Consider the following 24,884-nt stretch of genomic DNA (forward strand, 5'->3'; position numbering starts at 1 on the left):
CTTTTGAATTCTTTGGTTTTATCATCTATATTGGACTCCACTTAATATCAAGTGCGTCCTACAGAAAGCTAATATAGCGCATTCTTCTAATCGGGGTAGCTTGCTCCACCATTGATAAGTTCGCTACTTTCTGCGGACCAGGGTTCTTCAAACACCAATGCTTCGACGGCCTCCAGGTCGCACAACCTTTTTATACACACGTTTGCGAATTTGGTCATTCCTTTGAAGTCCGACCCTTTTAGGTGGTGGGAAACTCGCAATGACAAAATTTTATATATTTTTTAGTATGTTGTATAAATTTTTATAAAATGTCAGCAGCGCCCAGTCTAGTTATCTTCTTTTTTTAAGATCGTATTTGCCTATTAATTGCGCTTTACCCACGATATTGTTTTTAATCATATTTAAAAGTGCGTCTTTTTTTAAGTCCTTTTTATTTTCTAAAATAATATCTAATGCATAAAGTTTAAAAAAATAACGATGTTCTTTATCGGGTGGGCATGGACCACCATAACCTGTTTTGCCCCAAGAATTGATGCCTTCGATGGTCCCAATTGGCAGTTTTTCAATATTTTTTTCAAGTAAAAAACAATTTTTTGGAAGATTATAAAGAATCCAATGATCCCATGTGCCCATAGGGGCATCTGGATCATCAACGATAAGAACGAATGATTGCGAATTTAAAGGTGGGTTTTCCCAAAATAAAGAAGGGGATATATTTTTATCATCACATGTAAAAATATCTGGGATCATAGATCCTTCAGTGAAATCGTGACTTTTAAGCTGAAAATGCATTTTTTTTCCTTTTTATTAATTTAATATTTATTCTTTTTTTCGCATGCGTCAAGAAATTCTGTTGATCAATAATAAAAAAAAATTGAAACTGGTATTAGAGCATAACATTTATAAACCGGATATTGTGAATGAATTGGCAAAAAGCTGCGTATCAGACAAATGAAAAAACATTAATGGATCTTTTTGATAACAAAATGTCGGCGATCATTTTAGAAAATTTTATCAATAATGAAGATTGCCAAAAAATTCAGGAGGGTCTTCAGCAAATTGGCCTAAAACACTATAATTATCAATATAATATCGATGTGCCAGAGGCAAAACATATATTTGATACGCATTATTTATATGAGCACAAAAAACCAGAAGAGTATTTTCCAAAAGCAAAAGAAACGAATCTTCTTTATCGTGCATTTTGCGATACTATAAAATTTGATCCTTTTCTTAAAGTTCAAAAACATTTGTCAAATAATTGGATAAAATCTGTTCAAATTGCAAAGCAAAACAATAATGATTATACACATGTCATTGCACGAGAACTTCAAAGTTCAGCGCTTCTTCACGCAGATTTTGCACAATTTATACCAAAACATTGGTCAATTTCTGAAATAATAGCGCAATATGCATGGAATATTTATTTAACTGATCCTGGTATTGGCGGTGAATGTGTTGTTTATAATAAATTATGGGCAAAAGAAGACGATCAATATATTTACAAGCAAACCTACGGTTATGATGAAAAAGTTGTTGAGGGAAAAGAATCGACTCAAATTGCGATTAAACCTGGTTCTTTGGTGTTTTTTAATTCTCGCAATTTTCATAAAGTAAATAAAAGTCAAAAAATGCGCCTTTCGATCGGCGGACATGTAGGATTGACGTCAGCGGGCAACCTACTTATGTGGGTTTAACGTATAGTCATTTAACTTCATGCGGGTGCTTTATTCCCTATAGGTTTGCCAAAAATAATTTTTCAACGTAATCTTTTGAGGGTGAGTCTTAGCGGAGATAAAAATGAGCGACAATCAAAATTTCAGAACTGAAACCGATTCAATGGGTAACATTCAAGTAAGTGCGGATGCTTATTGGGGAGCACAAACACAACGTTCCTTTGAAAATTTTAAAATTGGCACAGAAAAAATGCCTTTGTCTTTAATTCATGCTTTTGGATTGCAAAAACAAGCAAGTGCACGCGCAAATGCCTCTTTAGGTCAATTGGATACACGCATTGCCGATGCTATTCAAAAAGCAGCCATTGAAGTAAGTACAGGAAAACTAGATGCTCATTTTCCATTGGTTGTTTGGCAAACAGGGTCAGGCACTCAAACGAATATGAATGCCAATGAAGTCATTGCTAACCGTGCTAATGAATTATTAGGCGGCAAAAAAGGGGATAAAACACCCGTACATCCCAATGATCATGTCAATATGGGACAATCATCAAATGATACATTTCCGACTATTATGCATATCGCAGCGTCTTTGGCGATTCAGCATCATCTGACGCCAGCTTTACTTACGCTCAAAGAAGCTCTATCCAAAAAAGCCCTCGAATTTAAATCTATTATTAAAATTGGACGAACGCATCTACAAGATGCAACCCCTATTACTTTAGGTCAAGAATTTGGCGCTTATGCTTTTCAAATAGAGCAAGGCATTAATCGTATCGGGTCAAGTCTGCCGCGTTTATATTTGCTTGCACAAGGTGGCACGGCGGTTGGTACGGGCATTAATTCAAGTATTGGTTTTGCCGAAAAATTTATTGAAGAAATTCAAAAACTAACAAATTTACCCTTTCAAACATCACCGAATAAATTTGAGGCGTTAGCAAGCCACGATGCTATTGTTGAAATTTCAGGACAATTAAACGTTATCGCTTGTTCGCTCATGAAAATTGCTAATGATATTCGCCTATTAGGATCAGGTCCTAGATGTGGTTTTGGTGAAATTCATCTCCCTGAAAATGAACCAGGCTCATCCATCATGCCTGGAAAGGTCAATCCAACGCAATCAGAAGCCCTTACGATGGTTGCAGCACAAATTATGGGCAATCATGTGACAATATCGATTGCAGGCTCTAATGGGCATTTTGAGCTCAACGTTTTTAAACCGGTCATCATTTTTAATCTGTTGCAATCTATCCAATTGATGAGCGACGCCTGTAATAGTTTCGCCCATAATTGTGTGATAGGGATTGAAGCTAATCATGCGCAAATTAGAACGCATTTAAATCAGTCATTAATGCTTGTTACGGCTTTAAATCCTCATATTGGGTATGATAAAGCTGCACAAGTTGCAAAAAAAGCGCACAAAGAAGATCTGACGTTGAAAGAAGCGGCAATTTCATTGGGTTTTTTAACGTCAGAAGAGTTCGATCAATGGATACGCCCTGAAAATATGTTGGGGCCATCAGAAAAGAGTGAAAAGCGTAAAACAGCTTAGTTTGCTTGGATTTTAAATGAAAGTACTTTAAAAAATGACATAAATACTTATCTATAATAATTAAAGAGGCCCTTGTAATAGGGTCCTCTTTTTCCGTATAATCAAAAAATAACTAAAAAAGTTGAAAAAAAACTATAAAAAGGGAGGTTTAAAATGTCCAAGGCATTATCACCAGATTATCGTCCCACACGGGCTGAACCCTTTATGAATGCACAAATGCTTGAATATTTTAAGCAAAAACTATTGGCTTGGCGGGAAGAGCTTATTCTTGAATCTGAGGAAACACTCCATCACTTACAAGAAGAAAACTTGCATCAACCGGATATAACCGATCGCGCGACGCTAGAAACAGATAATTCACTTGAATTAAGACGTCGTGACCGTCAACGTAAATTAATTTCAAAAATTGATTCTGCATTAAGACGCATTCAAGATGGAAGTTATGGTTATTGTGAAGAATCGGGCGAACCTATTGGGATTGAAAGACTTGAAGCACGACCAATAGCAACTTTGTCGATTGAAGCGCAAGAGCGTCACGAACGTTATGAAAGAACACATAACGACGATTTGTAAAGTCTTTTGACATATGTGTATGTGTAATGATGTTTTTACAGATAAACCATTTTCTTGAGTTTGGCACATTCACATAGATGTGCCTTTTATACTGAAATGACTTCAAATTTATTTGATTTGATAGTCCGATAAGTGGTTTAAAAACCTCGCCTTCAGGCGAGAAAGACTTAAGTCTTAAATAATTCAATTTGATCTTAAGCCTTCTATACCTGATTCGTTAAATCTTTTCATCTATGCTCGAAATATATTAATTGTTAAACATACCATTTTCATATTTAACTGCTAACACTATAAATTATTTAGTTTTTTCTGAAAATGGCATAATTTAGCAAAAGTGTAGAATGTTTGTTAAACGACGTAAATTGCTTAACAAACACTCTAATCTATATTTTCATTTAAGATTCATCATCTGAATCTGAGGCAACTATAATTCTTGGCTTTCTTTTAGATTCACTGGGTACCGCTTTTACACAAAATTCAGAAACACTTTGTTGTGTTGATTCTTTTTGATCTTTTGCTTGATCTAGAGATTTGGACAAAAGATCAGATCTTTCTATACTTACAACACGTTTTTTTGGATGAGGAGACTCTAAATCTTCCATTTTTCTTTTGCGTGTAGACTTATCGCTTTGATGTTCTGGCTCGGGTGGTTTAAATCCTATTGATTTTCTATAATTATTTATAGCTTTCTTGATATGATGATGTGTCAAAACAATACCTTGCGACTCTAAACGTTCTTGGGTTGCTGATAAACAACGAAGCTTCTTATCAGTATCAGAAAGTTCTGTGTAGCATTTAATGATTTCGTTTTGATACGTATATTTTTTTTGTTTAGTGACCTTTTCTTTAGTAAAAGTTCTTTTTGCTATAACATTAAGAATTACAAACATACCAATATCATCCTCCATTGTTGATCTAATTTTTTTAGCTAATTTTCGATCGCTACAACCTGGGGATTTTGCTCTTAATTTATACGCAATTTTACGAATTTCTTCAGCGCGATTAGGCGATATATGCTTTGCTTGTTTATCTCTAATTGTTAGTCCATTTTTTTTGAGTGCTTCATAAATTATTGAATAAGAACAATTATTGAATTCACTCTTATGGCTATTTGTAAAATCAACAATTGTTAATTGTTGATTATCTTTAATCCATTTTGTGTAGGCCTCAAAAATTTGTTTATCACGTTCACTTGTGCTTAAAATTTTTAAATATTCAGGACATTTCGGTAATTGATCCTCTTTTAAAGTATCATTCAATATATTATAAGCCGCTTTCATAGTGACATTTAATTTTTCCAAATCATCGGCTAAATTATCAAAACTATTTTTAGTTAAACAATCACAATATAATTGAACTAGTTGTTTTTTTATTTCTTCAGAAACACCATTTCGTAACTTGTTATTTTTAAAGCCTGAAACATAATGCAATGAATTTCCTTCGCACAATCCAGAAGGTATATGGTTTGCGATCATAGAAATATGCCCTTTTATAAATTTTCCTCTTAATGATAACAATGGAATAAGAACATATTCTACTATATTTTTATTATTTATAGTAAATATTTTTTTTGTTTGTATGTTTAATTTACGCATAACAGCACCTATAGATTCTCTATCCATATCTAAGGAGTCTCCATAGGCTTCAAATATAGCTCTATGGCCTGTTAAATTAGAAGCATCCCCCAAGCCATATTGACAAAAATAATTAATCATTCTTACCTTATAATTTTGAACAATTTTATTGTAAGTATACTCTTTTTGATTTTTTACATTTTTTATTTCAACATTCAATGAATTTAAATTTTCATATTTTTGCTCAAGAATTTTTGTAATTTTGTCACTAAATCCAATTTTTTTAAAATAATCCAAATCAATTCTTGAATCTTCAGGATTATCTGCGAATACGCTATGATCCTCGTCTGAGTCACTCCATGCCGCAGCAATGCGATCACCATCTGAACCATCATCACTATCTTCATCGTCGCTCACATATTTATCGCGTCTATCATGATCTTCATCACTATCCCACGTACCGCCTTCGTCATCACCACCATGATCTTCATCCATTTCTGGCGCTTGATCTGCTTGGACTGGCTGTTGTTGAGCTCTGATATCTCTCAAACAATTTTCAACAAGTCCTATTGTTTCGAGAATCTCTGCCTGTCCAGCATGTGTATTGCACATAGCTGTTATCGTACCCATTGTTTTGAAATTATCTTCTAACTGGGGCTGTTGTCCCGCAATATCTTCTCCTTCAAGAAGCACTTCTTCTTGTTCTTGCTGTCCATTTACAATAGGGATAGCTTGTAATTGACGTGGCTGTGTAAGCTCTTGTCTAACGCCTTCAATAACCTGAATTAGAGGGCGCCCAATTTCACCAATTTCACGTAGCTTTTCAAGTAGATTTTCTAAAATTTCAATCTTAGAATTATTACGTGCATCAATGTCATCACCCCTAATAGGATCTATATGCGCTCCATATTCATTTGGAAGTGCCGAAAAGTTGCTTGATAAAATAATATTGGCTTTAACAAGCAAACTTTTCTTTGTATAACGTTCTTCAGCAATTCTATCTAAGAAATTTAATGCATTTTGATACAATTCATTACGATTCGTGCCTTCATCATCTATTATCCCTATAAAACGATAACAATACCAGCCGTATAAAATTGCAGCATGTGCTTTAAGACGGTTTATTTCATTGTTCTGATTTTCATCTCGATATTCAATAATAGCTATTAATTGGGGCAAAATTTCTTGAACAATATTTCTTTTTTGACCAATATCTGTTATTACATCTGCATGATTTAAAAATAAATTCGCCATACCAATTTTAAGTTGATGTTGTTTAACCAAAGGCAAATCTTGATGATTTGTCGTTAAAAAAACATAACAATGATTGAAATTTTCTAATCGTTGGCCTACAGGAAAAGGTTCAAGTGACGTATTATAAAACTCACGTCCCAAACGAAAAGGTATTTTATTGTGAATAAAGTGAGTATATTTATTTACAACAGCTGTCGAAAAACGCTTAAGATTTTCACGAACGCTTTGATAATTTCGAATTAAGCGCGTATTATCTTCGGTATTTTCCATTTGTTCAAAATTAAATTCAAGCGCCAAAATTCTTTTTACAAATGTATACCAACTTAAGTTTTGCGCAGGATTATAAAGATATTTTGCACACAATCTAGCTATTTCATAACGTGCAATATTCCTATTTTTTGACGTCTCATTAGGATCACTCACTATCTCCATAAGCTGATGAAGCAAATTACGAAAAACTACATCAGAATGCCGAAGTTCAAATCCACCGGGGTGCGTACCATAATCAATAAAAGCATCATAATTTTCAAATGTAATAGCATTTACATGACTTAAAGTGACGCCAAAACACAAAAAAGAAAAAAATGTAATTTTTACAACAAGATTACCAAAACATTTCATTTTATTACTCCTAAATTTAAATTAATTCTAAATATAGTACTAAAAAATAAAAAATACTACAATAAAAATTTTAATTATTTAAACTAAATTTCATGAATATAGTCATTTCAAAGAATAACCTAATGTAAAAACAAAGGGTTTTTTAGTGCAGCGAACGTTTTTTTAATAGGTTCTCTGTTGAAATAGCTACATATTGTTTATGACTAATGTTTTTTAAAAATGGTATAATCAATGCATTGGGATGAGTTTATATTGATTTGGAGATACTTCATATAATTCAAAAGATTGATCGCCTTTTTTAAAGGTTAGTGTTTTTTTATCTTTAGGTAGATATCCATCAAATTCATCATACTCAATTGGCACAATGATTTTTCCTGTTTTATCAATTGCACCCCATTTGCCGCCTTTCATTTCTGAGTACTCACTGTTAGGTACTCGAACTGATACGCATCCTATTGAAACAACGGTAATGGGCGATGATAAATTAAAAATACCAATCCAATCAAACTGTGGTGGAATGATGATTTTACCTGTATTATCGATGTATCCTACTTTGTTATTTTTAACAATACGTGACATATTATCAACTTCATAATCAGGGCCGTTGTTGATTTCAAATGATTTTGCAATATTTTTACCAGAAGTATTAATTTTATAACAATTTCTTGTTCTTTCATAACAAACATTCGCAATGCCATATTTATTAAAATGACATGCTTGGTGAAATTGTGCAGGAATAATGATTTTATCTGATTTATCCTTATATCCTTTTAAGCTTGTTTTACGATCTTTAAAAATTAAATAATTTTTATTTATATTTTTTTCATCAACTTTATCGTTCATGCCAGAAAGATAATATATTGGTTTTAAATTATTTTGATGACTTGTAGCTTGATTGCTTGTAAACAGTATTGCCAAAGACAAAACAATAGTTCTAAACATAATAACCTCTTTATATTTTAAGTATAATAACAATAACTTTTAAAATTATTTTTTCTTAATCGCCAAAACTTGTGCTGAAGGCGTTTTGTTCTGTAATAATGATAAAATTTTAATCATCATGGGGCGTAATTCACGACGTGTGACGACCATATCAATCATGCCGTGGTCTAGTAAATATTCAGCTTTTTGGAAATCATTGGGTAATTTTTCACGAATTGTTTCTTGGATAACACGACGCCCTGCAAAACCAATCATTGCACCTGGTTCTGAAATTGCTATATCACCTAACATTGCAAAACTAGCACTGACGCCACCATAAGTTGGATCAGCGAGTAAAACGATATAAGGAAGACCTGCCTCTTTTACTTCTTGAACAGCTGCCACTGTTCTTGCCATTTGCATAAGGGACAAGATGCCTTCTTGCATACGCGCACCACCAGAAGCTGGAATAACAATTAAAGGGGCTTGTTGCAATATCGCAAGACGCGATGCTGATAAAAGTGCCTCTCCCGTTGCAATGCTCATGGATCCACCCATGAAATCAAAATCGAAGGCTGCAATAACAACACCTACGCCACCCATTTTACCGTGAGCCGCAATAATCGCATCTTGATTATTGGTTTTGGCGCGATTTTCTTTAAGACGGTCTGTGTATTTTTTTGTATCTTTAAATTTTAAGGGGTCACTTAAACCTGTTGGAAATTCAATAATGCGATATTCGGCATTATCAAAAAGCATTTGAAGACGCGATGTCGCATTCATGCGCATATGGTAGGAACAATGCGGACAGACCTGTAAATTTGAAGCAAGCTCCCGATGGAAAATCATTTGCTCGCAACTTGAACATTTTGTCCATAAATCGTCTGGAACATTCTTTTTGCTTACAAGTGCCCTGATTTTAGGCTTTACAAAATCTCTTAACCAATTCACGCAACTAGATCCTTATAATACTTTTTGAACTATACGCAATTTAATCTTTTTTGACAATTCTTCCTTTTTTAACAGGATTTTTTTTGGAACTTTCTTTTTTGGGTAAAACTTTTTTAGCCACTTCTTTTTTAAGCGGTGTTTTTTTATGAGAATGTTTAGCATTTTTAGCGGATGTTGCTTTATCGCGTGCTTTAATGATTTTTGCGCGATCAAGCCAATCAATATCGTTTAAACCTAGATGACGATCAAACAAATATGATCTTATAATGACGCCTAAAGGTGTTGCAGCATTAGCAAGGACTGCGATGCCTATTTTATGTTCTGGTAAAAATGAAACCATCGCGACTTGGCCATTGACAAAACCACCATGACCAATTGCTTTATGCCCATTCCAATCATAAATGCGCCAGCCTAATCCATAGCCTGTATTCTTAACACGATCTTTAGGATAAAAATTCTTTGTATAACGATAAGGCTCGCTCCCGGTTGTATCAATTTGAACTTTATGCAATTCATCTATTATAGTTTCAGGGATATAGGTTTGGCCATTAATTTTGCCTTTATTCATATGAAGCTGGGCATATTTGGCAAGATCTTCGATCGACATATTAATGCCACCGGCATAGGGGATGCGATATCCAAATTCTGAATAAGGTAAAACGCGTGTGAATGTTGTGCCAACTTTATGTGATAAGGCTTTGTTGTTGCTTGCATTAAGCGCATTAATGCCTAAAGATGCATTTTTGAATCCTATAAGATCAAAAAATTTCTCTTGAAAAAGACTATTCATATCTTTTTTGAGTATTTTTTCAGCGACTTGTCCTGGCACACAATATAAAACATTTTGATAGGAGAACTTTTCTTTGAGTGGTGCGATAGGCGTTAAATTTTGAAGTGTTGGTAATACATCTTGAAAATGTTTACCTGCTTGGATATCAACGTCGCCTGCATAAGCTGGTAATCCGCTACGCTGGCTTAATACGTCTTTAATGGTTAAATTTTGTGTATGTTCTTCATCGCAATATTTAAAATCAGGAAAATGTTTAATAATTTTATCATCATAATTGAGCACACCTTCTGATATTAAGCGCGCCATTAAAGTAGCCGACATACCTTTTGTTACAGAACCAATTTGAAAAAGTGTTTCTGTAGTGATTGGTTCTTCTTGTCCATGCACACGAACACCAAATCCCTTCATATATTGAATTTGATCGCCTTCAATAAAAGCGATTGCAAATCCAGGCACCTTAAATTGTTCGTGGCCTTCTTTTATTTTTTCTTCTAAAAATGGAAGCATATCGGTTAATTTTGAGTTTGCAGCCGTAATAATGTTCATTATTAAAACACCAATTAATAAGCAGAGATTTTTTTTCATGTATCATCCAAAATACTAGTAAATAAACTTAAAAATAAATGTCTAGATTATGAGTCAAAGTCTAGAAAGGGCGAGAACTGGAACGCAGTGTACTTCTTCGTACATGAGTACCAATTGCTGCGACCTGACGACGAATTTGGCCATAATCTAGACATTTATTTTTAAGTAAGTTTTTTTTGAATTCTAGCATTAAAAGGCGTACAATATCCACAATATTAGTAATGAGTATAAAATGAACCCCATTAAAATAGCCCCTTCTTTGTTATCTGCTGATTTTGCAGCTTTAGGGAAAGAAGTTACATTAATCACAGAAGCTAAAGCTGATTGGATTCATTTTGATGTGATGGATGGTGCTTTTGTACCTAATCTTACGATGGGTCCCCAAATTGTAAAAGCATTGCGCCCTTATTCGACTCTTCCTTTTGATGTTCATCTAATGATTTATAGACCAGAGCAATTTATTGAGCCCTTTATTGAAGCGGGTGCAAATATTGTAACGATTCATCAAGAGGCGACGTCCCATTTACATAGACATTTAACACAAATTCGTAAAATGGGCGCTAAAGCAGGTGTTTCCTTGAATCCAGGTACTTGTCATACAAGTATTTTACCTATTTTAGAGGCGATTGATTTAATATTGATTATGAGCGTGAACCCAGGTTTTGGCGGGCAACATTTTATAGAAAGCCAATTAAAAAAAATTGAGGCGCTTTCATCTATTATTCGACGTGAAAATTTAAATATTGAACTTCAAGTGGACGGCGGTATCAATATGAAAACGGCAGGTATGGCTATTAAAGCTGGTGCTACATGTCTTGTTGCGGGGACTTCTGTCTTTGAAAAAGGACCGTCACAATATGCTGCTTGTATTCAAGATCTAAAAAATTCTATACTATAACTAAACAATTTTAATTTGGCACGTTGTCATTCGTCGTTCATGTAGGAAGAGACTACACTTCGCGCCTCATTCCTAGTGACAAAATAAAATTGTTTAGCTATAAGATAGACCTTATGTGAGATAAATGCATATTCCTGACATTATCAGCAGATATGACCAATGGCGCACACAATACCCTTATGCTGCTCAAAATATAGTTGATAATTATACAAAAGCAGCTGTTCTTGTACCGCTTGTTCCTCACCCACATGGCATTCATGTTTTGTTGAATCGTCGTGCTGAACATTTACGTGATCATCCTGGGCAAATTTGTTTTCCGGGTGGACGGTTTGATCCAAAAGATAACTCGCCTGAAGATACAGCTTTAAGGGAGGCACAGGAAGAAATTGCATTGCCACCTGAAAAAGTAACGATTATTGGTAGGCTAAACCAATGTCGTACAATTACAGGCTTTGAAATTACACCTATTTTAGCACATGTTGAACCTCCTTTTTCTTTAACATTGGATCCTATTGAAGTTATTGAATCTTTTGAAATACCCCTTTCTTTTATTCTGAACAAACAACATGTTCAGCAGCAAATTATTACATGGCATGGTCAAACGCATTCATATTATGTTATTGAGTTTGCACAATATAAAATTTGGGGCGCAACAGCGTCAATCCTTGTTAATTTGGCGGAAGCCATTTCTAAAGATGCTTAACACAAGCATTCTTGATCCAAAACCCTCATGGCTTTTAGAGCCCGAATTTCAGCAAATTCTTGTGACATTGAATGGTCGACTTGTCGGTGGATCGGTTCGTGAAACATTATTGGGTCATAAGCCTAATGATTTTGATATTGCAACGCCTTTTAAACCTGAAGAAGTTACTGATTTGCTTCAAGAAAAAGGCTTTAGGATCATCCCAACAGGCATGAAACATGGCACGATTACAGCCATTGGAAAAAAATATCATTATGAAGTAACAACACTTAGACAAGATATTGAAACTTTTGGGCGTCATGCAATTGTAAATTATACAGATTCTTGGGAAGAAGATGCTTTAAGGCGTGATTTTACTTATAATGCTTTATATTGTGATCATCAGGGTATTATCTATGATTATACAGATGGTCTTAAAGATCTTGAGACAAAATTTTTACGTTTTATTGGAGATCCTAAAAAGCGTATTCAAGAAGATTATTTACGTATTTTGCGTTATTTTCGCTTTTTAAGCCAATATGATGGGTTACTTCATGAACCTTCATATGATGCGGCTTGTTATTTTGCAAATCATCTTAAAGAATTATCGGGTGAACGATTATCAACTGAAATTTTTAAGCTTCTTAATAATCCATATGCATTGAAATCCTTACAATTAATGGAAAAAGGGAATGTTTTTAAAAATTTAATGCCATACGATATTAATTTAAAGCTTGTGACGAAATTATATAATTCAGATTTTAAATTACCTTCTGTCGATATTAAATTTTTTCTACTGACTTTTCCACAAAATAATAACGAGATTAAACTTCTTAAAAAAACATTTAGATTATCGAATAAAACAGAACATTATTTAAAATGTCTCATTAAAAAAATAGGCAAAACACCTATGAGCGCCGCGCATTCATTTTATCATTTTTTATATGTTCATGATAAAGCCATAACGCGCGATTGGTTAATGCTTCAATTATTATTGGAGTTGATTGATGTTGAAACATACCAACAATTTTTAACTTTTTGTAATCATTGGGTTAAGCAAATAATGCCTATTAAAGCAAGTGATCTTAAAGATATGGGTTTTAAAGATGGGCCTTTTTTAGGCATAGCGCTTCAAAAAATCTTAAATGCTTGGATTGAAAGTGGCTTTACGCTTACAAAAGAAGAATGTTTAAAAAAAATTGTTTAATTTTCCTATGCTTCTGACCCAATTCACATTAAAATCGTAGCTATAGTCAATAGACATTGCGAGGATACATCGTCACGCCTCGCTCATGTATATAAGGATACACTTCGTTTGTTGTTCCTTGTCTACTCATCAAGTCTATTAACTATATAGTAAAAAATTAGTTCAAAGGGAGACAATTCGTGGCCAAAATTAAAGTTTTAAATCCAATCGTTGACATTGATGGCGACGAGATGACGCGGATCATCTGGGCGATGATCAAAGACAAATTTATTTATCCATATTTAAATATTGATTTAAAATATTATGACCTTGGTATTGAAAGTCGTGATAAAACCGATGATCAAATTACAATTGATGCAGCAAAAGCCATTCAACAATATGGAATTGGTGTTAAATGCGCAACAATCACCCCCGATGAAGCACGCGTTAAAGAATTTAATCTTAAAAAAATGTGGAAATCGCCGAATGGAACGATTCGTAACATTCTAAATGGTACCGTTTTCCGTGCCCCTATCATCATTAAAAATGTGCCACGTCTTGTACCCAATTGGACAAAACCGATTATTATCGGTCGTCATGCTTATGGCGATCAATATCGTGCGACAGACATTAAGATCCCAGGTCCTGGTAAAGTCACAATGACTTATACACCTGCAAATGGTGGTAAACCGCAAGAGCATCTAATCCATGAATTCACCAACACTGGTGGCGTTGCGATGGGTATGTTTAATGAAGATGAATCCATTCGTGGTTTTGCACGTTCATGTTTGAATTATGGTCTTGATATTGGATTCGATGTGTTTTTATCAACAAAAAACACAATTCTAAAAGCGTATGATGGTCGTTTTAAAGATCTTTTTCAAGAAATCTACGAAAAAGAATTTGAAGCTAAATTCAAAGCTAAAAAGATTGTTTATGAACATCGTTTGATTGACGATATGGTCGCAACGGCTATGCGTACAGATGGTAATTTCCTTTGGGCTTGTAAGAATTATGATGGCGATGTCCAATCAGATGCAATCGCACAAGGTTTTGGTTCTTTAGGCCTCATGACGTCCATCCTTTTGTCACCCGATGGTAAAACTATTGAAACAGAAGCGGCACATGGTACCGTGACCCGTCATTACAGAGAACACCAAAAGGGCAACAAAACCTCCACTAATCCAATAGCATCCATTTTTGCGTGGACTCAAGCATTGTCTTATCGTGCAAAGTTTGATAACACACCAGAGCTTGGGCTTTTTGCACAAACTTTAGAACAATCTTGTATTGAAACAGTTGAAAATGGTCATATGACTAAAGATCTGTCTTTGCTCAGAGGCCCTAATGAGCCTTATCTGAATACAGAAGAATTTTTAGATCAAATTGTTTTACAATTGAATAAAAACCTAGAACAAAAGCAACGTGTTGCTATTTAAGGCATCAAAAGAAGAGTCCTTTTGGGCTCTTCTTTGATTAGACTTCTTTCGAAACTCTACTACTGCGGTCGATTGATGCGTCGCTTCGGTACTCAGATCCTCATGTATGAAGAATACACTGCGGTCTTCCGTGCCGAATCTTCTATCACTCGCATCACATTAGCGAGTTTCGAAAGAAGTCTATCATAAATCAATTAATCTGCGAAAAGTCCAATTGCGAACCAGTGACAACCTGAATAACCAGGAATTTTATCTGTTCTAACAACAGCATAAGCATAATATTTATGAAATGGCATCATATGTGCTTTATGACCGGGGCTTTTGAGCCATTGTCTTGCAAGTTGTCGTGCTGCTTGTTTTCCATCACGTGCCGTGCAAAATGCAAGAATTTCAGCTTTTGCGCGACCTGGAAAAAATCGTGCACGTTCCTTAAAGCCAACATGAGAAATCATATTTTTACCAAGTCGTTTTGAACTTGATTGGCCATAGATTTTATTACAATAAAAGTTAGTTGCACATTCTTGAGCAAAATCAATGGCGATGGACAGCATTGTTGCGTTTGGTATACCGTTTGCGCTTTTGCCACCTATATTTTTAATTTCTTGTATTAAAAGAGCAGTGTTTTGTTTTTCCTCAAATGTTGGTTGCACAGCTTCTACTGTAAATAAAGTGAGGGATAGATATAGTGAGAGTAGAATTTTCTTTAGCATTTTAAGTTCCTTAGAATTAAACAAAAATAATACGTGATATTACATTAATTTTAATTTTTTTTAAATAAAAATTTGTTTTTATATATGCTGTCCAAATTTATATCATTTATAGAGATGTGTTTATGGTTACTGTTTGTTTTTGATGTATTTTTTCAATTGGGAGTATTAATCAATTTTCAAGAATTAAGTTCTTAATTTTTTCAGCTATACATTCATATTTTTGTGTGAAAGAAAAAGTCACAATGCGTTCATCTGGATTTTCAGTGAAACTAAAATCAAGGCATATATATTCTTTTGGCGTGTATGATCCCAATCGTTCTGGCCACTCAATAAGGCTTATGGCACGTGCGAAGGCTTCATCAATGCCAAGTTCAAAAACTTCCTCTTCATTTTTAAGACGGTATAAATCAAAATGCCAAACAGGCCCTAAAGATGTTTCATATTCCTGTACAAGGGTGAAAGTGGGGCTTGGGACTTCTGTTTCTTCACCTAATAAGGATTGAATAAAAGCGCGCGCAAAATAACTTTTGCCAGCACCCAAATCCCCTTTTAGCAAAACAATATCCTTAGGCTTCAAAAAAAAACGCATTTTTTGTGCTAATTTTTTTGTTTCAAAACAATTTGTTAATAAAAACTTAATCATTTGTGTTTTATAATTTCTTTTTATTTGGTATTATATAAGTGTAACCACTTTTCCAACTTCGTTCTCTTGTACGATGTAAGTGCGTTGTACAAGAGACGTATTTTTGGGAAGTGCTTACCTTTAGCAAGACTTTACACGGAATTAAATTTTTTACAAGTTTGTCATTTTTCATCTTGCCTCCTTATCTGACCCCGCGCATTTTATGTTGTGGGGTTTTTTCTTACAACCACCCATCATGGGTAAATTCGTCGTTAAGTTGGCGCTTCCTGTGCTCATGAGCTCCTTCAGCTAGGACATCAAAATCCACCGGATCTTAATTGTCAAGCTTCTGGATCACTCATTTTCTAGACTTTTCCACATAATCTGGGTAGTTTAGTTTCAAGTATGTTGGAATATTACTTTCTATTTAGGTGTTATATGTCTTTTTTTGAAACGGATGTTGTTATTATTGGTGCGGGTCCTGTGGGGCTTTTTGCTATTTTTGAATGCGGTATGCTTGGACTTCGCTGTCACGTTGTTGATGCGCTTGAATCTGTTGGTGGTCAATGTAGTGCGCTTTATCCTGAAAAACCAATTTATGATATTCCCGGCTTTCCAAAAGTTTCGGGTGCCGATTTGATTCATCAATTGGAAATACAAGCATCTCCTTTCCATCCAAACTATCATTTTGATCAGGAAGTAAGTTCTTTTGAGCGAAAAGAAGGTTTCTTTCATGTTCAAACATCAAAGAATATAACGATAAAAGCGAGATCCATTATTATTGCAGCGGGTGGCGGTGCTTTTGGACCAAATCGTCCACCGCTTGATCATTTGTCTGAATTTGAGGGTAAATCTGTTTTTTATCTTGTGAAATCACGCGAAAATTTCCGCAATAAGAAAATTACGATTGCAGGTGGTGGTGATTCAGCGCTTGATTGGGCGCTTTCTCTCTCGGAAATTGCTGAACACGTTAATTTAATTCATCGGCGTGATAAATTCAGAGCCTCGCCCGAATCCTTGAATCAATTACAACAAAAAGTAGAGCAAGGATTAATTTCACTTGTCGTGCCCTATCAATTGAAAGCATTGCATGGCAAGGAAGGTATGCTAGATTTTGTTGAAGTTGCAACCTTAGATGGTGATTCAAAAATGCTTCCAACTGATATTTTGCTCCCTTTTTTTGGGCTTGCCATGCATTTAGGGCCTTTAGCACATTGGGGATTGGATCTTGAGAATAATCATTTAAAAATAAATCCCGTAACAATGAACACGAATGTTGAAGGCGTTTATGCTATTGGTGATATAGCAACTTATCCAGGTAAGTTGAAATTAATATTAACAGGATTTGCAGAAGCAGCATCGGCAGCACATGCAATTCATCATTGGCTTAATCCTGATAAAATAATGCATTTTGAATATTCAACAACCAAGGGTATTCATGAATTGTAAAGACGTTAGGTTTTAGGTTCAGATGTTTAAACTTGGAGATCACGTGAAATCGTCATATCATTAATAACACGAACTCGATAATACTTTATATTAGGAAACTTAAAGTTTCCGTCGTTGCGATGAGCCCCAATTAAATGGGGCGAAGAAGTAATCCAGAAAAAGCGTTTAAAAAGTTTTAAATGTTGATTTTAGGACTGGATTGCCACGTGGCTCTTTTTAAATTTGGGCCACTCGCAACGACGAATCTATTGATTTTCAATAATGCTAATGTCGAATTCGCGTTAATATACGTATCATAAGATTTTGATAAGGCTGCGTCCGTGCTGAGATTAACAATTTATGTTTAGTCCTGTTTTTTATATTATAGGCCATTTGCTCGTTATTTTAGGTGTAACGATGCTTGGACCTGCTTTATTAGATCATCTCCAACATCAAGCTGAGGGTGTTATTTTTTTGACATCGTCTTCTATTACAATTTTCACAGGTTTTTCTCTTATTTTTGCTTTTAAAACAAATATTAAAGAAATTAGTGTAAGGCAGGCTTTTTTATTGACCTTTCTAACGTGGACTGTTTTATCAGGGTTTGCGGCCATTCCTTTTATGTTGACGTCATTAAAGCTGACTTTTACCGAAGCCTATTTTGAAACAATGTCAGGGCTTACTACAACGGGGTCAACGATTTTCAAAAACCTTGATCATTTATCCCAAGGATTGCATTTGTGGCGTGCATTTTTATCAGGTTTGGGTGGCATCGGCATTATCGTTTTGGCCATTGCCATTTTACCTTTGTTAAAAATTGGAGGAATGCAGCTTTTCCAAATGGAAAGTTCTGACAAATTTGATAAATTTTTGCCACGTTCGACACAAATAGCAGCTAATATCGTGTTGATTTATTTAGGATTAATACTTATTTGTTTTTTTGCCTATTGGCTTTTTGGCATGAGCTTTTTTGATGCTATTTTTCATAGTATCACGACCCTTGCAACTTCAGGCACGTCAACGCATGATCAATCTTTTGGGTATTTTAACAATGCACGGATTGAGTGGGTTGGTATTATTTTTATGTTATTGGGGGCCATGCCTTTTGTGTTATATGCAAAATTTTTAATGGGTAATCGACGTGCATTGCTAAAAGATGGAGAAGTTCAACTTTTTATAGGTTTCATTGCAATTGCAGCAATTTTAATCTTTGTGCATTTGTTTCAGAAATATGGTGGCTTTCAAGCAAAAATTGATTTTTTTGTACTTATACGTAAATCTATTTTTCATGCCGTTTCCTACATGACAACAACTGGCATTGCGACGGAAAATATTTTAAAATGGGGAAGTTTTCCGCTTCTTATTTTATTGTTTTTAGGCCTTATTGGGGGATGTCGTGGATCAACGTCAGGCGGGTTAAAAGTTTTTCGTTTCCGGGTGTTATTGGCCCAAACATCAACACAAATTGCGCAATTAATTCACCCTAGAGGTATTTTTATTCCGTATTTTAACAATAAAGCGATTTCACCAAATATTTTAACATCTGTTAGTACTTTTATTTTTGTGTATGTGCTTATCATTTTTATTTTTGCAATTGCTTATGCGTGTGTAGGTGTTGATTTTTCATCCAGTTTAAGCATTTCAATTTCAACACTTAGCAATACAGGCCAGGGATTGACTGAAATATACGGACCATTTTCAAGTTTTGCTGATCTGCCAATTGTCGCTAAATGGATCATGATTTTGGGGATGCTTTTAGGGAGACTCGAAATATTTTCGGTACTTGTTGTCTTTTTGCCATTTTTCTGGCGTAACTGATGTATAGTGAAATGGTTTGTACACCCTTTTGTTTTCCTGAACGCGTTGAAGCGAAGCTTCGAACGCAGATTCAGGATCCAAATTAAAGAACATGCTCGAAGAGCATGGCTTAATTATAAGAAAAAATAACATGAAATCGTATTGGATTTATATTGTTGCTTCTGAAACAAATGGAACTATCTATATAGGTATGACTAATAATTTAATAAGGCGCATTTATGAACATAAAAATAATTTAATTAAAGGCTTCACCTGTAAATATAATGTACATAAACTAGTATACACAGAACAATTTGAACGTCCTGAAGAGGCACTTTACCGTGAGGCTCAGCTTAAGGCTTGGCGAAGAATATGGAAGTTAGAATTAATAAATAAAGCTAATCCAGTGTGGAAAGATCTTTATTTTGATTATTGTAAATAAAGCCATGCTCTTACGAGCATGTATTATAGTTGGGATCCTGAATCTGCCTTTGAAGCTTCGCTTCAAGGCGTTCAGGAAAACAGACTGGAATGTGGGTAATTTTTAAAATAAAGTTAAAAATTTTCACTAAATTTGGATTGTTATATTTTGGAGATAAAAATGACCCTTCTGCCCGTTAGTCTAGACGATAAATATGTTGTAAACAAAGGCAGAATTTATATCTCAGCCATTCAAGCGCTTGTTAAACTTCCTTTTTTACAGCATCAGCTTGATGTTAAAAATGGACTAAAGACAGCAGGTTTTATTTCAGGATATAGGGGCTCACCTTTAGGTGGATATGATAAAGCATTATGGGCTGCCCAAAAATATTTAGATGAGCATCATATTAAATTTGTACCAGGCATTAACGAAGATTTAGGGGCGACAGCCGTTTGGGGGTCGCAACAGGCGAATTTATATCCAGGTGCGTTATATGATGGTGTGTTTGGGATTTGGTATGGCAAAGGCCCTGGTGTTGACAGATCTGGTGACGTGTTTAAGCATGGAAATGCAGCGGGTACGTCTAAACATGGTGGTGTGCTTGTTATAATGGGGGATGATCATGCTTGTAGATCATCAACCTTACCCCATCAAAGTGATTACGCTATGATGGATGCGATGATTCCTGTGTTGAATCCATCGAGTATGAAAGAGCTTTTTGATTTTGGCATTTTTGGGTGGGCTTTATCGCGTTATTCAGGATGTTGGGTTGCCCTTAAAACAATTGAAGAAACAGCAGATAGTGCAGGCTCATTGTGGGTGGATATTGATAAATATTCATTTGTGACGCCGCAAGATTTTATAGTACCGCAAGATGGCTTAAATATTCGTATTCCTGACACGCCATTAGCACAAGAAGCACGTCTTCACAATTATAAAATGGCGGCCGTTAAAGCCTTTGCGCGTGCTAATAATATTGATAAAATAACGATAAAACCGGAAGTGCCGCGTTTTGGAATCATAACAACGGGTAAATCTTATGCTGATTTACATGATGCCCTTGATAATTTAGGTATCACAGAAGAAATTGCGCATAAAATTGGTTTATCCATTTATAAAATTGGTCTTGTTTGGCCGTTAGAACCTGAACAATTAAAAGCTTTCATGTTAGGGCTTGAAGAAGTTTTAATTATTGAAGAAAAAAGACCCCTTGTTGAAGACCAAGTTAAATCAATTCTCTATAATCTTCAGCACATTGCACGGCCGTTGATTACAGGTAAATTAGATGAACATGATCAGGTTCAATTTCCAACCACAACCGAATTGACGCCAACGCAAATCGCACATGTTTTAGTGAAGCGCCTTAAAAAATATTATACACACGGTGTCATGGATGATTATATCAATTTGTTGAATGAGAAAGCCGGCCATCAACGCCCACTTGCCATGCAACGTATTCCTTATTATTGTTCGGGTTGCCCGCATAATACCTCCACTAAAGTCCCAGATGGAAGCCGCGCACTCGCTGGCATTGGTTGCCATTATATGGTGACGTGGATGAATCGGAATACTTCCACTTTCACGCAAATGGGTGGGGAAGGCGTGCCATGGATAGGACAGGCGCCATTCACAGAAACGGAACATGTTTTTGCTAATTTAGGTGATGGTACTTATTACCATTCGGGTATTTTAGCGATTCGTCAGGCAGTCGCCTCTAAAGTAAATATTACTTTTAAGCTTTTGTATAATGATGCTGTGGCCATGACCGGTGGGCAGCCCCTAGACGGTCCTTTAAGCTTGCCACAATTGACGCAACAATTGCGTGCTGAAGGCGTTGTTTCTATTGCGTTGGTATCGGATGATATTGAAAAATATAAATCAATGACAGGTTTTGCGCCAAACATTGAGATAGAGCATCGCGATGAATTTGAATCGATGCAACAAAAATATAGAACGCTTAAAGGCACATCTGTCCTTATTTATGATCAAACCTGTGCTGCAGAAAAAAGACGCAGGCGTAAACGTAAATTAATGGAAGATCCACCTGTTCGTGTGTTCATTAACGATAATGTGTGCGAAGGCTGTGGGGATTGCGGCAAAAAATCAAATTGTGTTTCAATCTTGCCGCTTGAAACAGAATTAGGGCGTAAACGTGAAATTGATCAATCATCCTGTAACAAAGATTATTCATGTGTGAAGGGTTTTTGCCCCAGTTTTGTAACGGTTCTTGGCGGACAATTACGCAAAAAATCATCTTTGTTAAAAGACGATTTTAAACCAAATCTTATTGATATACCCGACCCCCAGATTCCAAAACTTGATCGTGTTTATGATGTTTTGATGACGGGTGTTGGCGGTACAGGGATTGTCACCATCGGTGCTCTTTTAGGGATGGCCGCCCATTTAGAAGGTAAAGGTTGTACGATTCTGGATATTACAGGTCTTGCCCAAAAAGGTGGACAGGTGACTTGTCATTTAAAATTGGCGCCTAAAACTGAAGATATTCATGCATCACGCATTACCACAGGTAATGCTGATTTGGTGATTGGTGGGGATTATGTGGTGACCGCTAATCCAGAAATGCTGGATAAAATGCGTATGGGTAAAACAAAAATCATTTTTGATCCACGCAAAGCGATGTCAGGTGATTTTACGCAAAACCCAGATGCCTATTTTCCAGAAAAATTACTCCATGAAAATTTGGCTGTAACGGTTGGAGAGGATAATTTATTCCCCATTCATGCCCATGATTTAGCAAGCTCTATTTTGGGTGACGCTATTTACAGTAATGCATTTTTATTAGGCTACGCTTATCAAAAAGGATTTTTGCCTTTAAGCGGTGAGGCAATTGAAAAAGCAATCGAACTTAATGGAGTAAGCATTACCAATAATAAATTAGCTTTTTTATGGGGTAGACGTGCAGCCCATGATTTAAAAACTTTACATGCCCTTATTGGTCGCGATGAAAAGGGAGAGGAAAAGAAAAAATTCGCAAGCACTGCAAAAGATATTATTAAAGTGCGTATGGCGTTTCTTACAGAATATCAAAATAAGAAATATGCCCAAAAATATGAAGATGTTGTAAAAAAGATTGTTGATATAGATGCTCGTTTTCAAAAAGAAGATCAGATCTTATCGACAATTGTTGCCAAAAATTATGCAAAATTATTGGCCTATAAAGATGAATATGAAGTTGCCCGTCTTTATACAAAAGGTGATTTCATAAAAAAAATTGAAGATCATTTTGAAGGCGATTATAAACTTCAATTCCATCTAGCACCGCCTTTGATTGCAAAAAAAGATAAAATAACAGGGCATCTGAAGAAAAAAGCATATGGGGCTTGGATGATGCGTGCATTTAAGATATTAGCAGGCTTTAAGTTTTTACGCGGTGGTATGCTCGATCCTTTTTCTTACACACAAGAGCGTAAAATGGAACGCGGCTTGATCAGTGAATATGAAGCGACAATCGATCATGTGTTGAAAAATTTAAATCATGACAATTATACAATTGCGTGTGATATTGCGAATATTCCTGAGGAAATCCGCGGCTTTGGTCATGTGAAAGAAGAGCATCTTCAAAAAGCGCGTTTGAAGCAACAAAAACTACTAGACCTGTTTAGAAACTCTACTACTGTGGTCGATTGATGCGTCGTTTTGGTGCTCAGATCCTCATGTATATAAGGATACACTCCGGTCTTCCGTGCCAAATCTCCTATCACTTGCCACACATTAGCGAGTTTCGAAAGAGGTCTATAGATCAATTTAATGCGGCATCAAAACAAGATTCTATCTTGATGACGGAATAATGATGTACCAATATGAGATTATGCCATTGTATACCCAAACAATTTCAAAATGTGGGTAGGAAGATGAGTGGGGAGCAAACGGAGCGTATTCTTCATACGAGAGTATTGCGAAACCCGAAATCTGACGCCCTCCACAGTTTGAAAGAGAAAGGGTATACATGAAACGCTTAATTTTGATGCGCCACGGTGATGCACCCAATGTGAAAGAAGGTGATCGTTTTCGGCTTTTATCTGAAAAGGGAATGAAGCAATCACGTGAAGCTGGCGATTATTTAGTGCGCGCTCATATTATCCCTGATTTAATTTATGTATCGCCTGTCGAACGTACAATGAAAACACTTGAATGCTTGGCGGCGGCTTTTAAAAAAACGCCTTTGACAGAAATTCAGATAGGTCTATATGCTGCCCCTAAAGAGCGTATTTTAAGTATTATTGAAAAATGTCCTGCAGATATTAATACATTGTTAGTTATAGGTCATAATCCTGGCATAAGCGAATTGTTGCGTTTTTTGCCTATTGCGAAAGACGAACATTATAAACAAGTAAAGCAATATGTTTTTCCTGAAGGGGGATTGGTTTCGCTTGTTTATGAAATAGATAATTGGGGATTGGTGTCTGTCACTGATGGTTTATTTGAGCATCAGTTTGTTTCTTCTTAATTTTATTTATAATGTGTCCAGAGTCGGATAATTTTAACGCCTTTTAATTCAATATCTACCTGATAGATAAGACGATGTTGAATATTGATACGTCTTGAATAGGCTCCTGTTAAATCACCAACCAGCTTTTCGTAAGGAGGAGAATTTTGAAACGGATTATGCCTGATAATATCCAATAAAAGTTCAGCTTTATTTTTAAGGCCTGCTTCTTTTATTTTTTGTGCATCTTTCTGTGATTGTTTTGTAAAATAGAGTTCATACACATTCTTACCAATCTAGTTTTTTGGACGTTTCATTAAAAGGCGTTGCAAGTCCTTCTTGGATAGATTCTCTCATCTGGGGGATTGAAAGAAGGAATAAAGTTTCTTGTATGGCGCGCCAATCATCTTCGGCAAGAAGAACTGCATTATTTCTTTTACCTTTTATTAAGGTTGGTTCGTGCGTTAAATTTGTTTCGTCAATGAGTTTATATAAATTAGCGCGGGCTTCACTGGCTGTTAAAATGCTCATAATTTATCTCCTATATAAAGAGTGTGTAGTTTATTATAACGTACGTTTTTACGTACGTAAAGTTTTAAATAAAAAGTGTTTTTGCTGGAATATTTATTTCTTTTTTAAATTTAACTATTTGAGTCTTAACGTAGTTTATTTAATGTAAAGTTTTCATATTTACTACAATTAATATTAACTATTATTTAATTTGCAATCTGTATAATTAAATAATAAAACAATTTTG

Annotated in this window: 21 protein-coding genes; 12 read left to right on the plus strand and 9 right to left on the minus strand. The window is 35.3% G+C overall.

The annotated features are described in order from the left end of the window. Positions 1-330: 330 nt before the first annotated feature. Positions 331-792, minus strand: a complete 462-nt coding sequence (locus Q8L85_03705) for a YbhB/YbcL family Raf kinase inhibitor-like protein (GenBank protein MDP1723785.1) — start codon at positions 790-792, stop codon at positions 331-333. Between the two features lie 128 nt (positions 793-920). Here Q8L85_03705 and Q8L85_03710 point away from each other — a divergent pair, with 128 nt between their 5' ends. From Q8L85_03710 to dksA, 3 genes are all read left to right on the plus strand, one after another. Then, positions 921-1,697 carry a hypothetical protein gene (locus tag Q8L85_03710; GenBank protein ID MDP1723786.1) on the plus strand — a complete coding sequence of 259 codons (777 nt, stop codon included), beginning with the start codon at positions 921-923 and terminating at the stop codon, positions 1,695-1,697. Positions 1,698-1,800: 103 nt separating this feature from the next. After that, the gene (gene fumC / locus Q8L85_03715) at positions 1,801-3,228 is read left to right on the plus strand and encodes a class II fumarate hydratase (GenBank protein MDP1723787.1); all 1,428 of its coding nucleotides are present in this window, start codon (positions 1,801-1,803) and stop codon (positions 3,226-3,228) included. A 153-nt stretch (positions 3,229-3,381) separates the two neighbouring features. Next, positions 3,382-3,801, plus strand: a complete 420-nt coding sequence (gene dksA / locus Q8L85_03720) for an RNA polymerase-binding protein DksA (GenBank protein ID MDP1723788.1) — start codon at positions 3,382-3,384, stop codon at positions 3,799-3,801. Positions 3,802-4,196: 395 nt separating this feature from the next. Here dksA and Q8L85_03725 read toward each other — a convergent pair whose 3' ends face one another. The 4 genes from Q8L85_03725 to Q8L85_03740 all read right to left on the minus strand — a co-directional run bounded on the left by Q8L85_03725 (position 4,197) and on the right by Q8L85_03740 (position 10,497). Then, positions 4,197-7,250: a hypothetical protein gene (locus Q8L85_03725; protein MDP1723789.1), complete on the minus strand. Its 3,054-nt coding sequence runs from the start codon at positions 7,248-7,250 to the stop codon at positions 4,197-4,199. 228 nt (positions 7,251-7,478) lie between these two features. Further along, the gene (locus tag Q8L85_03730) at positions 7,479-8,192 is read right to left on the minus strand and encodes a WG repeat-containing protein (protein ID MDP1723790.1); all 714 of its coding nucleotides are present in this window, start codon (positions 8,190-8,192) and stop codon (positions 7,479-7,481) included. Positions 8,193-8,237: 45 nt separating this feature from the next. Further along, positions 8,238-9,122 carry an acetyl-CoA carboxylase, carboxyltransferase subunit beta gene (gene accD, locus Q8L85_03735; protein ID MDP1723791.1) on the minus strand — a complete coding sequence of 295 codons (885 nt, stop codon included), beginning with the start codon at positions 9,120-9,122 and terminating at the stop codon, positions 8,238-8,240. 40 nt (positions 9,123-9,162) lie between these two features. Continuing rightward, positions 9,163-10,497: a serine hydrolase domain-containing protein gene (locus Q8L85_03740; GenBank protein MDP1723792.1), complete on the minus strand. Its 1,335-nt coding sequence runs from the start codon at positions 10,495-10,497 to the stop codon at positions 9,163-9,165. 232 nt (positions 10,498-10,729) lie between these two features. On the opposite strand from Q8L85_03740, the gene rpe reads away from it, so the two are divergent. From rpe to Q8L85_03760, 4 genes are all read left to right on the plus strand, one after another. Then, positions 10,730-11,395 carry a ribulose-phosphate 3-epimerase gene (gene rpe, locus Q8L85_03745; protein MDP1723793.1) on the plus strand — a complete coding sequence of 222 codons (666 nt, stop codon included), beginning with the start codon at positions 10,730-10,732 and terminating at the stop codon, positions 11,393-11,395. 124 nt (positions 11,396-11,519) lie between these two features. Beyond that, on the plus strand, positions 11,520-12,098 hold the full coding sequence (locus Q8L85_03750) for a CoA pyrophosphatase (GenBank protein MDP1723794.1): 579 nt from the start codon (positions 11,520-11,522) through the stop codon (positions 12,096-12,098). Next, a complete protein-coding gene (locus tag Q8L85_03755; GenBank protein ID MDP1723795.1) occupies positions 12,091-13,284 on the plus strand; it encodes a CCA tRNA nucleotidyltransferase in 1,194 nt (397 codons plus the stop codon). Before Q8L85_03750 ends, Q8L85_03755 begins: the two co-directional genes overlap by 8 nt. Positions 13,285-13,463: 179 nt before the next feature. After that, positions 13,464-14,702, plus strand: coding sequence for an NADP-dependent isocitrate dehydrogenase (locus tag Q8L85_03760; GenBank protein MDP1723796.1), 1,239 nt, complete (start codon positions 13,464-13,466; stop codon positions 14,700-14,702). A 194-nt stretch (positions 14,703-14,896) separates the two neighbouring features. Here Q8L85_03760 and Q8L85_03765 read toward each other — a convergent pair whose 3' ends face one another. Next, complete coding sequence (locus Q8L85_03765; GenBank protein ID MDP1723797.1) at positions 14,897-15,412, minus strand: hypothetical protein; 516 nt, start codon at positions 15,410-15,412, stop codon at positions 14,897-14,899. A 169-nt stretch (positions 15,413-15,581) separates the two neighbouring features. Further along, on the minus strand, positions 15,582-16,055 hold the full coding sequence (gene tsaE / locus Q8L85_03770; GenBank protein ID MDP1723798.1) for a tRNA (adenosine(37)-N6)-threonylcarbamoyltransferase complex ATPase subunit type 1 TsaE: 474 nt from the start codon (positions 16,053-16,055) through the stop codon (positions 15,582-15,584). Positions 16,056-16,472: 417 nt separating this feature from the next. Here tsaE and Q8L85_03775 point away from each other — a divergent pair, with 417 nt between their 5' ends. The 5 genes from Q8L85_03775 (at position 16,473) to Q8L85_03795 (ending at position 24,148) form a co-directional block, all read left to right on the plus strand. Further along, positions 16,473-17,483 (plus strand): NAD(P)/FAD-dependent oxidoreductase, encoded by a 1,011-nt coding sequence (locus Q8L85_03775; protein ID MDP1723799.1) that lies wholly within the window; start codon positions 16,473-16,475, stop codon positions 17,481-17,483. 339 nt (positions 17,484-17,822) lie between these two features. Then, positions 17,823-19,280, plus strand: a complete 1,458-nt coding sequence (locus tag Q8L85_03780) for a TrkH family potassium uptake protein (GenBank protein ID MDP1723800.1) — start codon at positions 17,823-17,825, stop codon at positions 19,278-19,280. Positions 19,281-19,371: 91 nt separating this feature from the next. Then, positions 19,372-19,701, plus strand: a complete 330-nt coding sequence (locus tag Q8L85_03785; GenBank protein MDP1723801.1) for a GIY-YIG nuclease family protein — start codon at positions 19,372-19,374, stop codon at positions 19,699-19,701. 159 nt (positions 19,702-19,860) lie between these two features. Next, positions 19,861-23,328, plus strand: coding sequence for an indolepyruvate ferredoxin oxidoreductase family protein (locus Q8L85_03790; GenBank protein MDP1723802.1), 3,468 nt, complete (start codon positions 19,861-19,863; stop codon positions 23,326-23,328). 319 nt (positions 23,329-23,647) lie between these two features. Beyond that, a complete protein-coding gene (locus tag Q8L85_03795) occupies positions 23,648-24,148 on the plus strand; it encodes a histidine phosphatase family protein (GenBank protein ID MDP1723803.1) in 501 nt (166 codons plus the stop codon). A 2-nt stretch (positions 24,149-24,150) separates the two neighbouring features. Here the strand turns inward: Q8L85_03795 and Q8L85_03800 are convergent, their stop codons facing one another. Then, a complete protein-coding gene (locus Q8L85_03800; protein MDP1723804.1) occupies positions 24,151-24,411 on the minus strand; it encodes a Txe/YoeB family addiction module toxin in 261 nt (86 codons plus the stop codon). A 4-nt stretch (positions 24,412-24,415) separates the two neighbouring features. Beyond that, the gene (locus Q8L85_03805) at positions 24,416-24,658 is read right to left on the minus strand and encodes a type II toxin-antitoxin system Phd/YefM family antitoxin (GenBank protein MDP1723805.1); all 243 of its coding nucleotides are present in this window, start codon (positions 24,656-24,658) and stop codon (positions 24,416-24,418) included. Between the last annotated feature and the right edge of the window lie 226 nt (positions 24,659-24,884).

Source organism: Alphaproteobacteria bacterium, assembly GCA_030680745.1.
Lineage (GTDB): Bacteria > Pseudomonadota > Alphaproteobacteria > JAUXUR01 > JAUXUR01 > JAUXUR01.

What these genes read in the sequence shown, in the direction of transcription:
- Q8L85_03790 (MDP1723802.1), top strand. Translation starts at nt 19,861, where the DNA reads ATGACCCTTCTGCCCGTTAGTCTAGACGATAAATATGTTGTAAACAAA.
- tsaE (MDP1723798.1), bottom strand. Translation starts at nt 16,055, where the DNA reads ATGATTAAGTTTTTATTAACAAATTGTTTTGAAACAAAAAAATTAGCA.
- Q8L85_03710 (MDP1723786.1), top strand. Translation starts at nt 921, where the DNA reads ATGAATTGGCAAAAAGCTGCGTATCAGACAAATGAAAAAACATTAATG.
- Q8L85_03725 (MDP1723789.1), bottom strand. Translation starts at nt 7,250, where the DNA reads ATGAAATGTTTTGGTAATCTTGTTGTAAAAATTACATTTTTTTCTTTT.
- rpe (MDP1723793.1), top strand. Translation starts at nt 10,730, where the DNA reads ATGAACCCCATTAAAATAGCCCCTTCTTTGTTATCTGCTGATTTTGCA.
- Q8L85_03775 (MDP1723799.1), top strand. Translation starts at nt 16,473, where the DNA reads ATGTCTTTTTTTGAAACGGATGTTGTTATTATTGGTGCGGGTCCTGTG.
- Q8L85_03805 (MDP1723805.1), bottom strand. Translation starts at nt 24,658, where the DNA reads ATGAGCATTTTAACAGCCAGTGAAGCCCGCGCTAATTTATATAAACTC.
- Q8L85_03740 (MDP1723792.1), bottom strand. Translation starts at nt 10,497, where the DNA reads ATGAAAAAAAATCTCTGCTTATTAATTGGTGTTTTAATAATGAACATT.
- Q8L85_03765 (MDP1723797.1), bottom strand. Translation starts at nt 15,412, where the DNA reads ATGCTAAAGAAAATTCTACTCTCACTATATCTATCCCTCACTTTATTT.
- Q8L85_03785 (MDP1723801.1), top strand. Translation starts at nt 19,372, where the DNA reads ATGCTCGAAGAGCATGGCTTAATTATAAGAAAAAATAACATGAAATCG.
- dksA (MDP1723788.1), top strand. Translation starts at nt 3,382, where the DNA reads ATGTCCAAGGCATTATCACCAGATTATCGTCCCACACGGGCTGAACCC.
- Q8L85_03795 (MDP1723803.1), top strand. Translation starts at nt 23,648, where the DNA reads ATGAAACGCTTAATTTTGATGCGCCACGGTGATGCACCCAATGTGAAA.
- Q8L85_03755 (MDP1723795.1), top strand. Translation starts at nt 12,091, where the DNA reads ATGCTTAACACAAGCATTCTTGATCCAAAACCCTCATGGCTTTTAGAG.
- Q8L85_03750 (MDP1723794.1), top strand. Translation starts at nt 11,520, where the DNA reads ATGCATATTCCTGACATTATCAGCAGATATGACCAATGGCGCACACAA.
- Q8L85_03730 (MDP1723790.1), bottom strand. Translation starts at nt 8,192, where the DNA reads ATGTTTAGAACTATTGTTTTGTCTTTGGCAATACTGTTTACAAGCAAT.
- Q8L85_03705 (MDP1723785.1), bottom strand. Translation starts at nt 792, where the DNA reads ATGCATTTTCAGCTTAAAAGTCACGATTTCACTGAAGGATCTATGATC.
- fumC (MDP1723787.1), top strand. Translation starts at nt 1,801, where the DNA reads ATGAGCGACAATCAAAATTTCAGAACTGAAACCGATTCAATGGGTAAC.
- Q8L85_03780 (MDP1723800.1), top strand. Translation starts at nt 17,823, where the DNA reads ATGTTTAGTCCTGTTTTTTATATTATAGGCCATTTGCTCGTTATTTTA.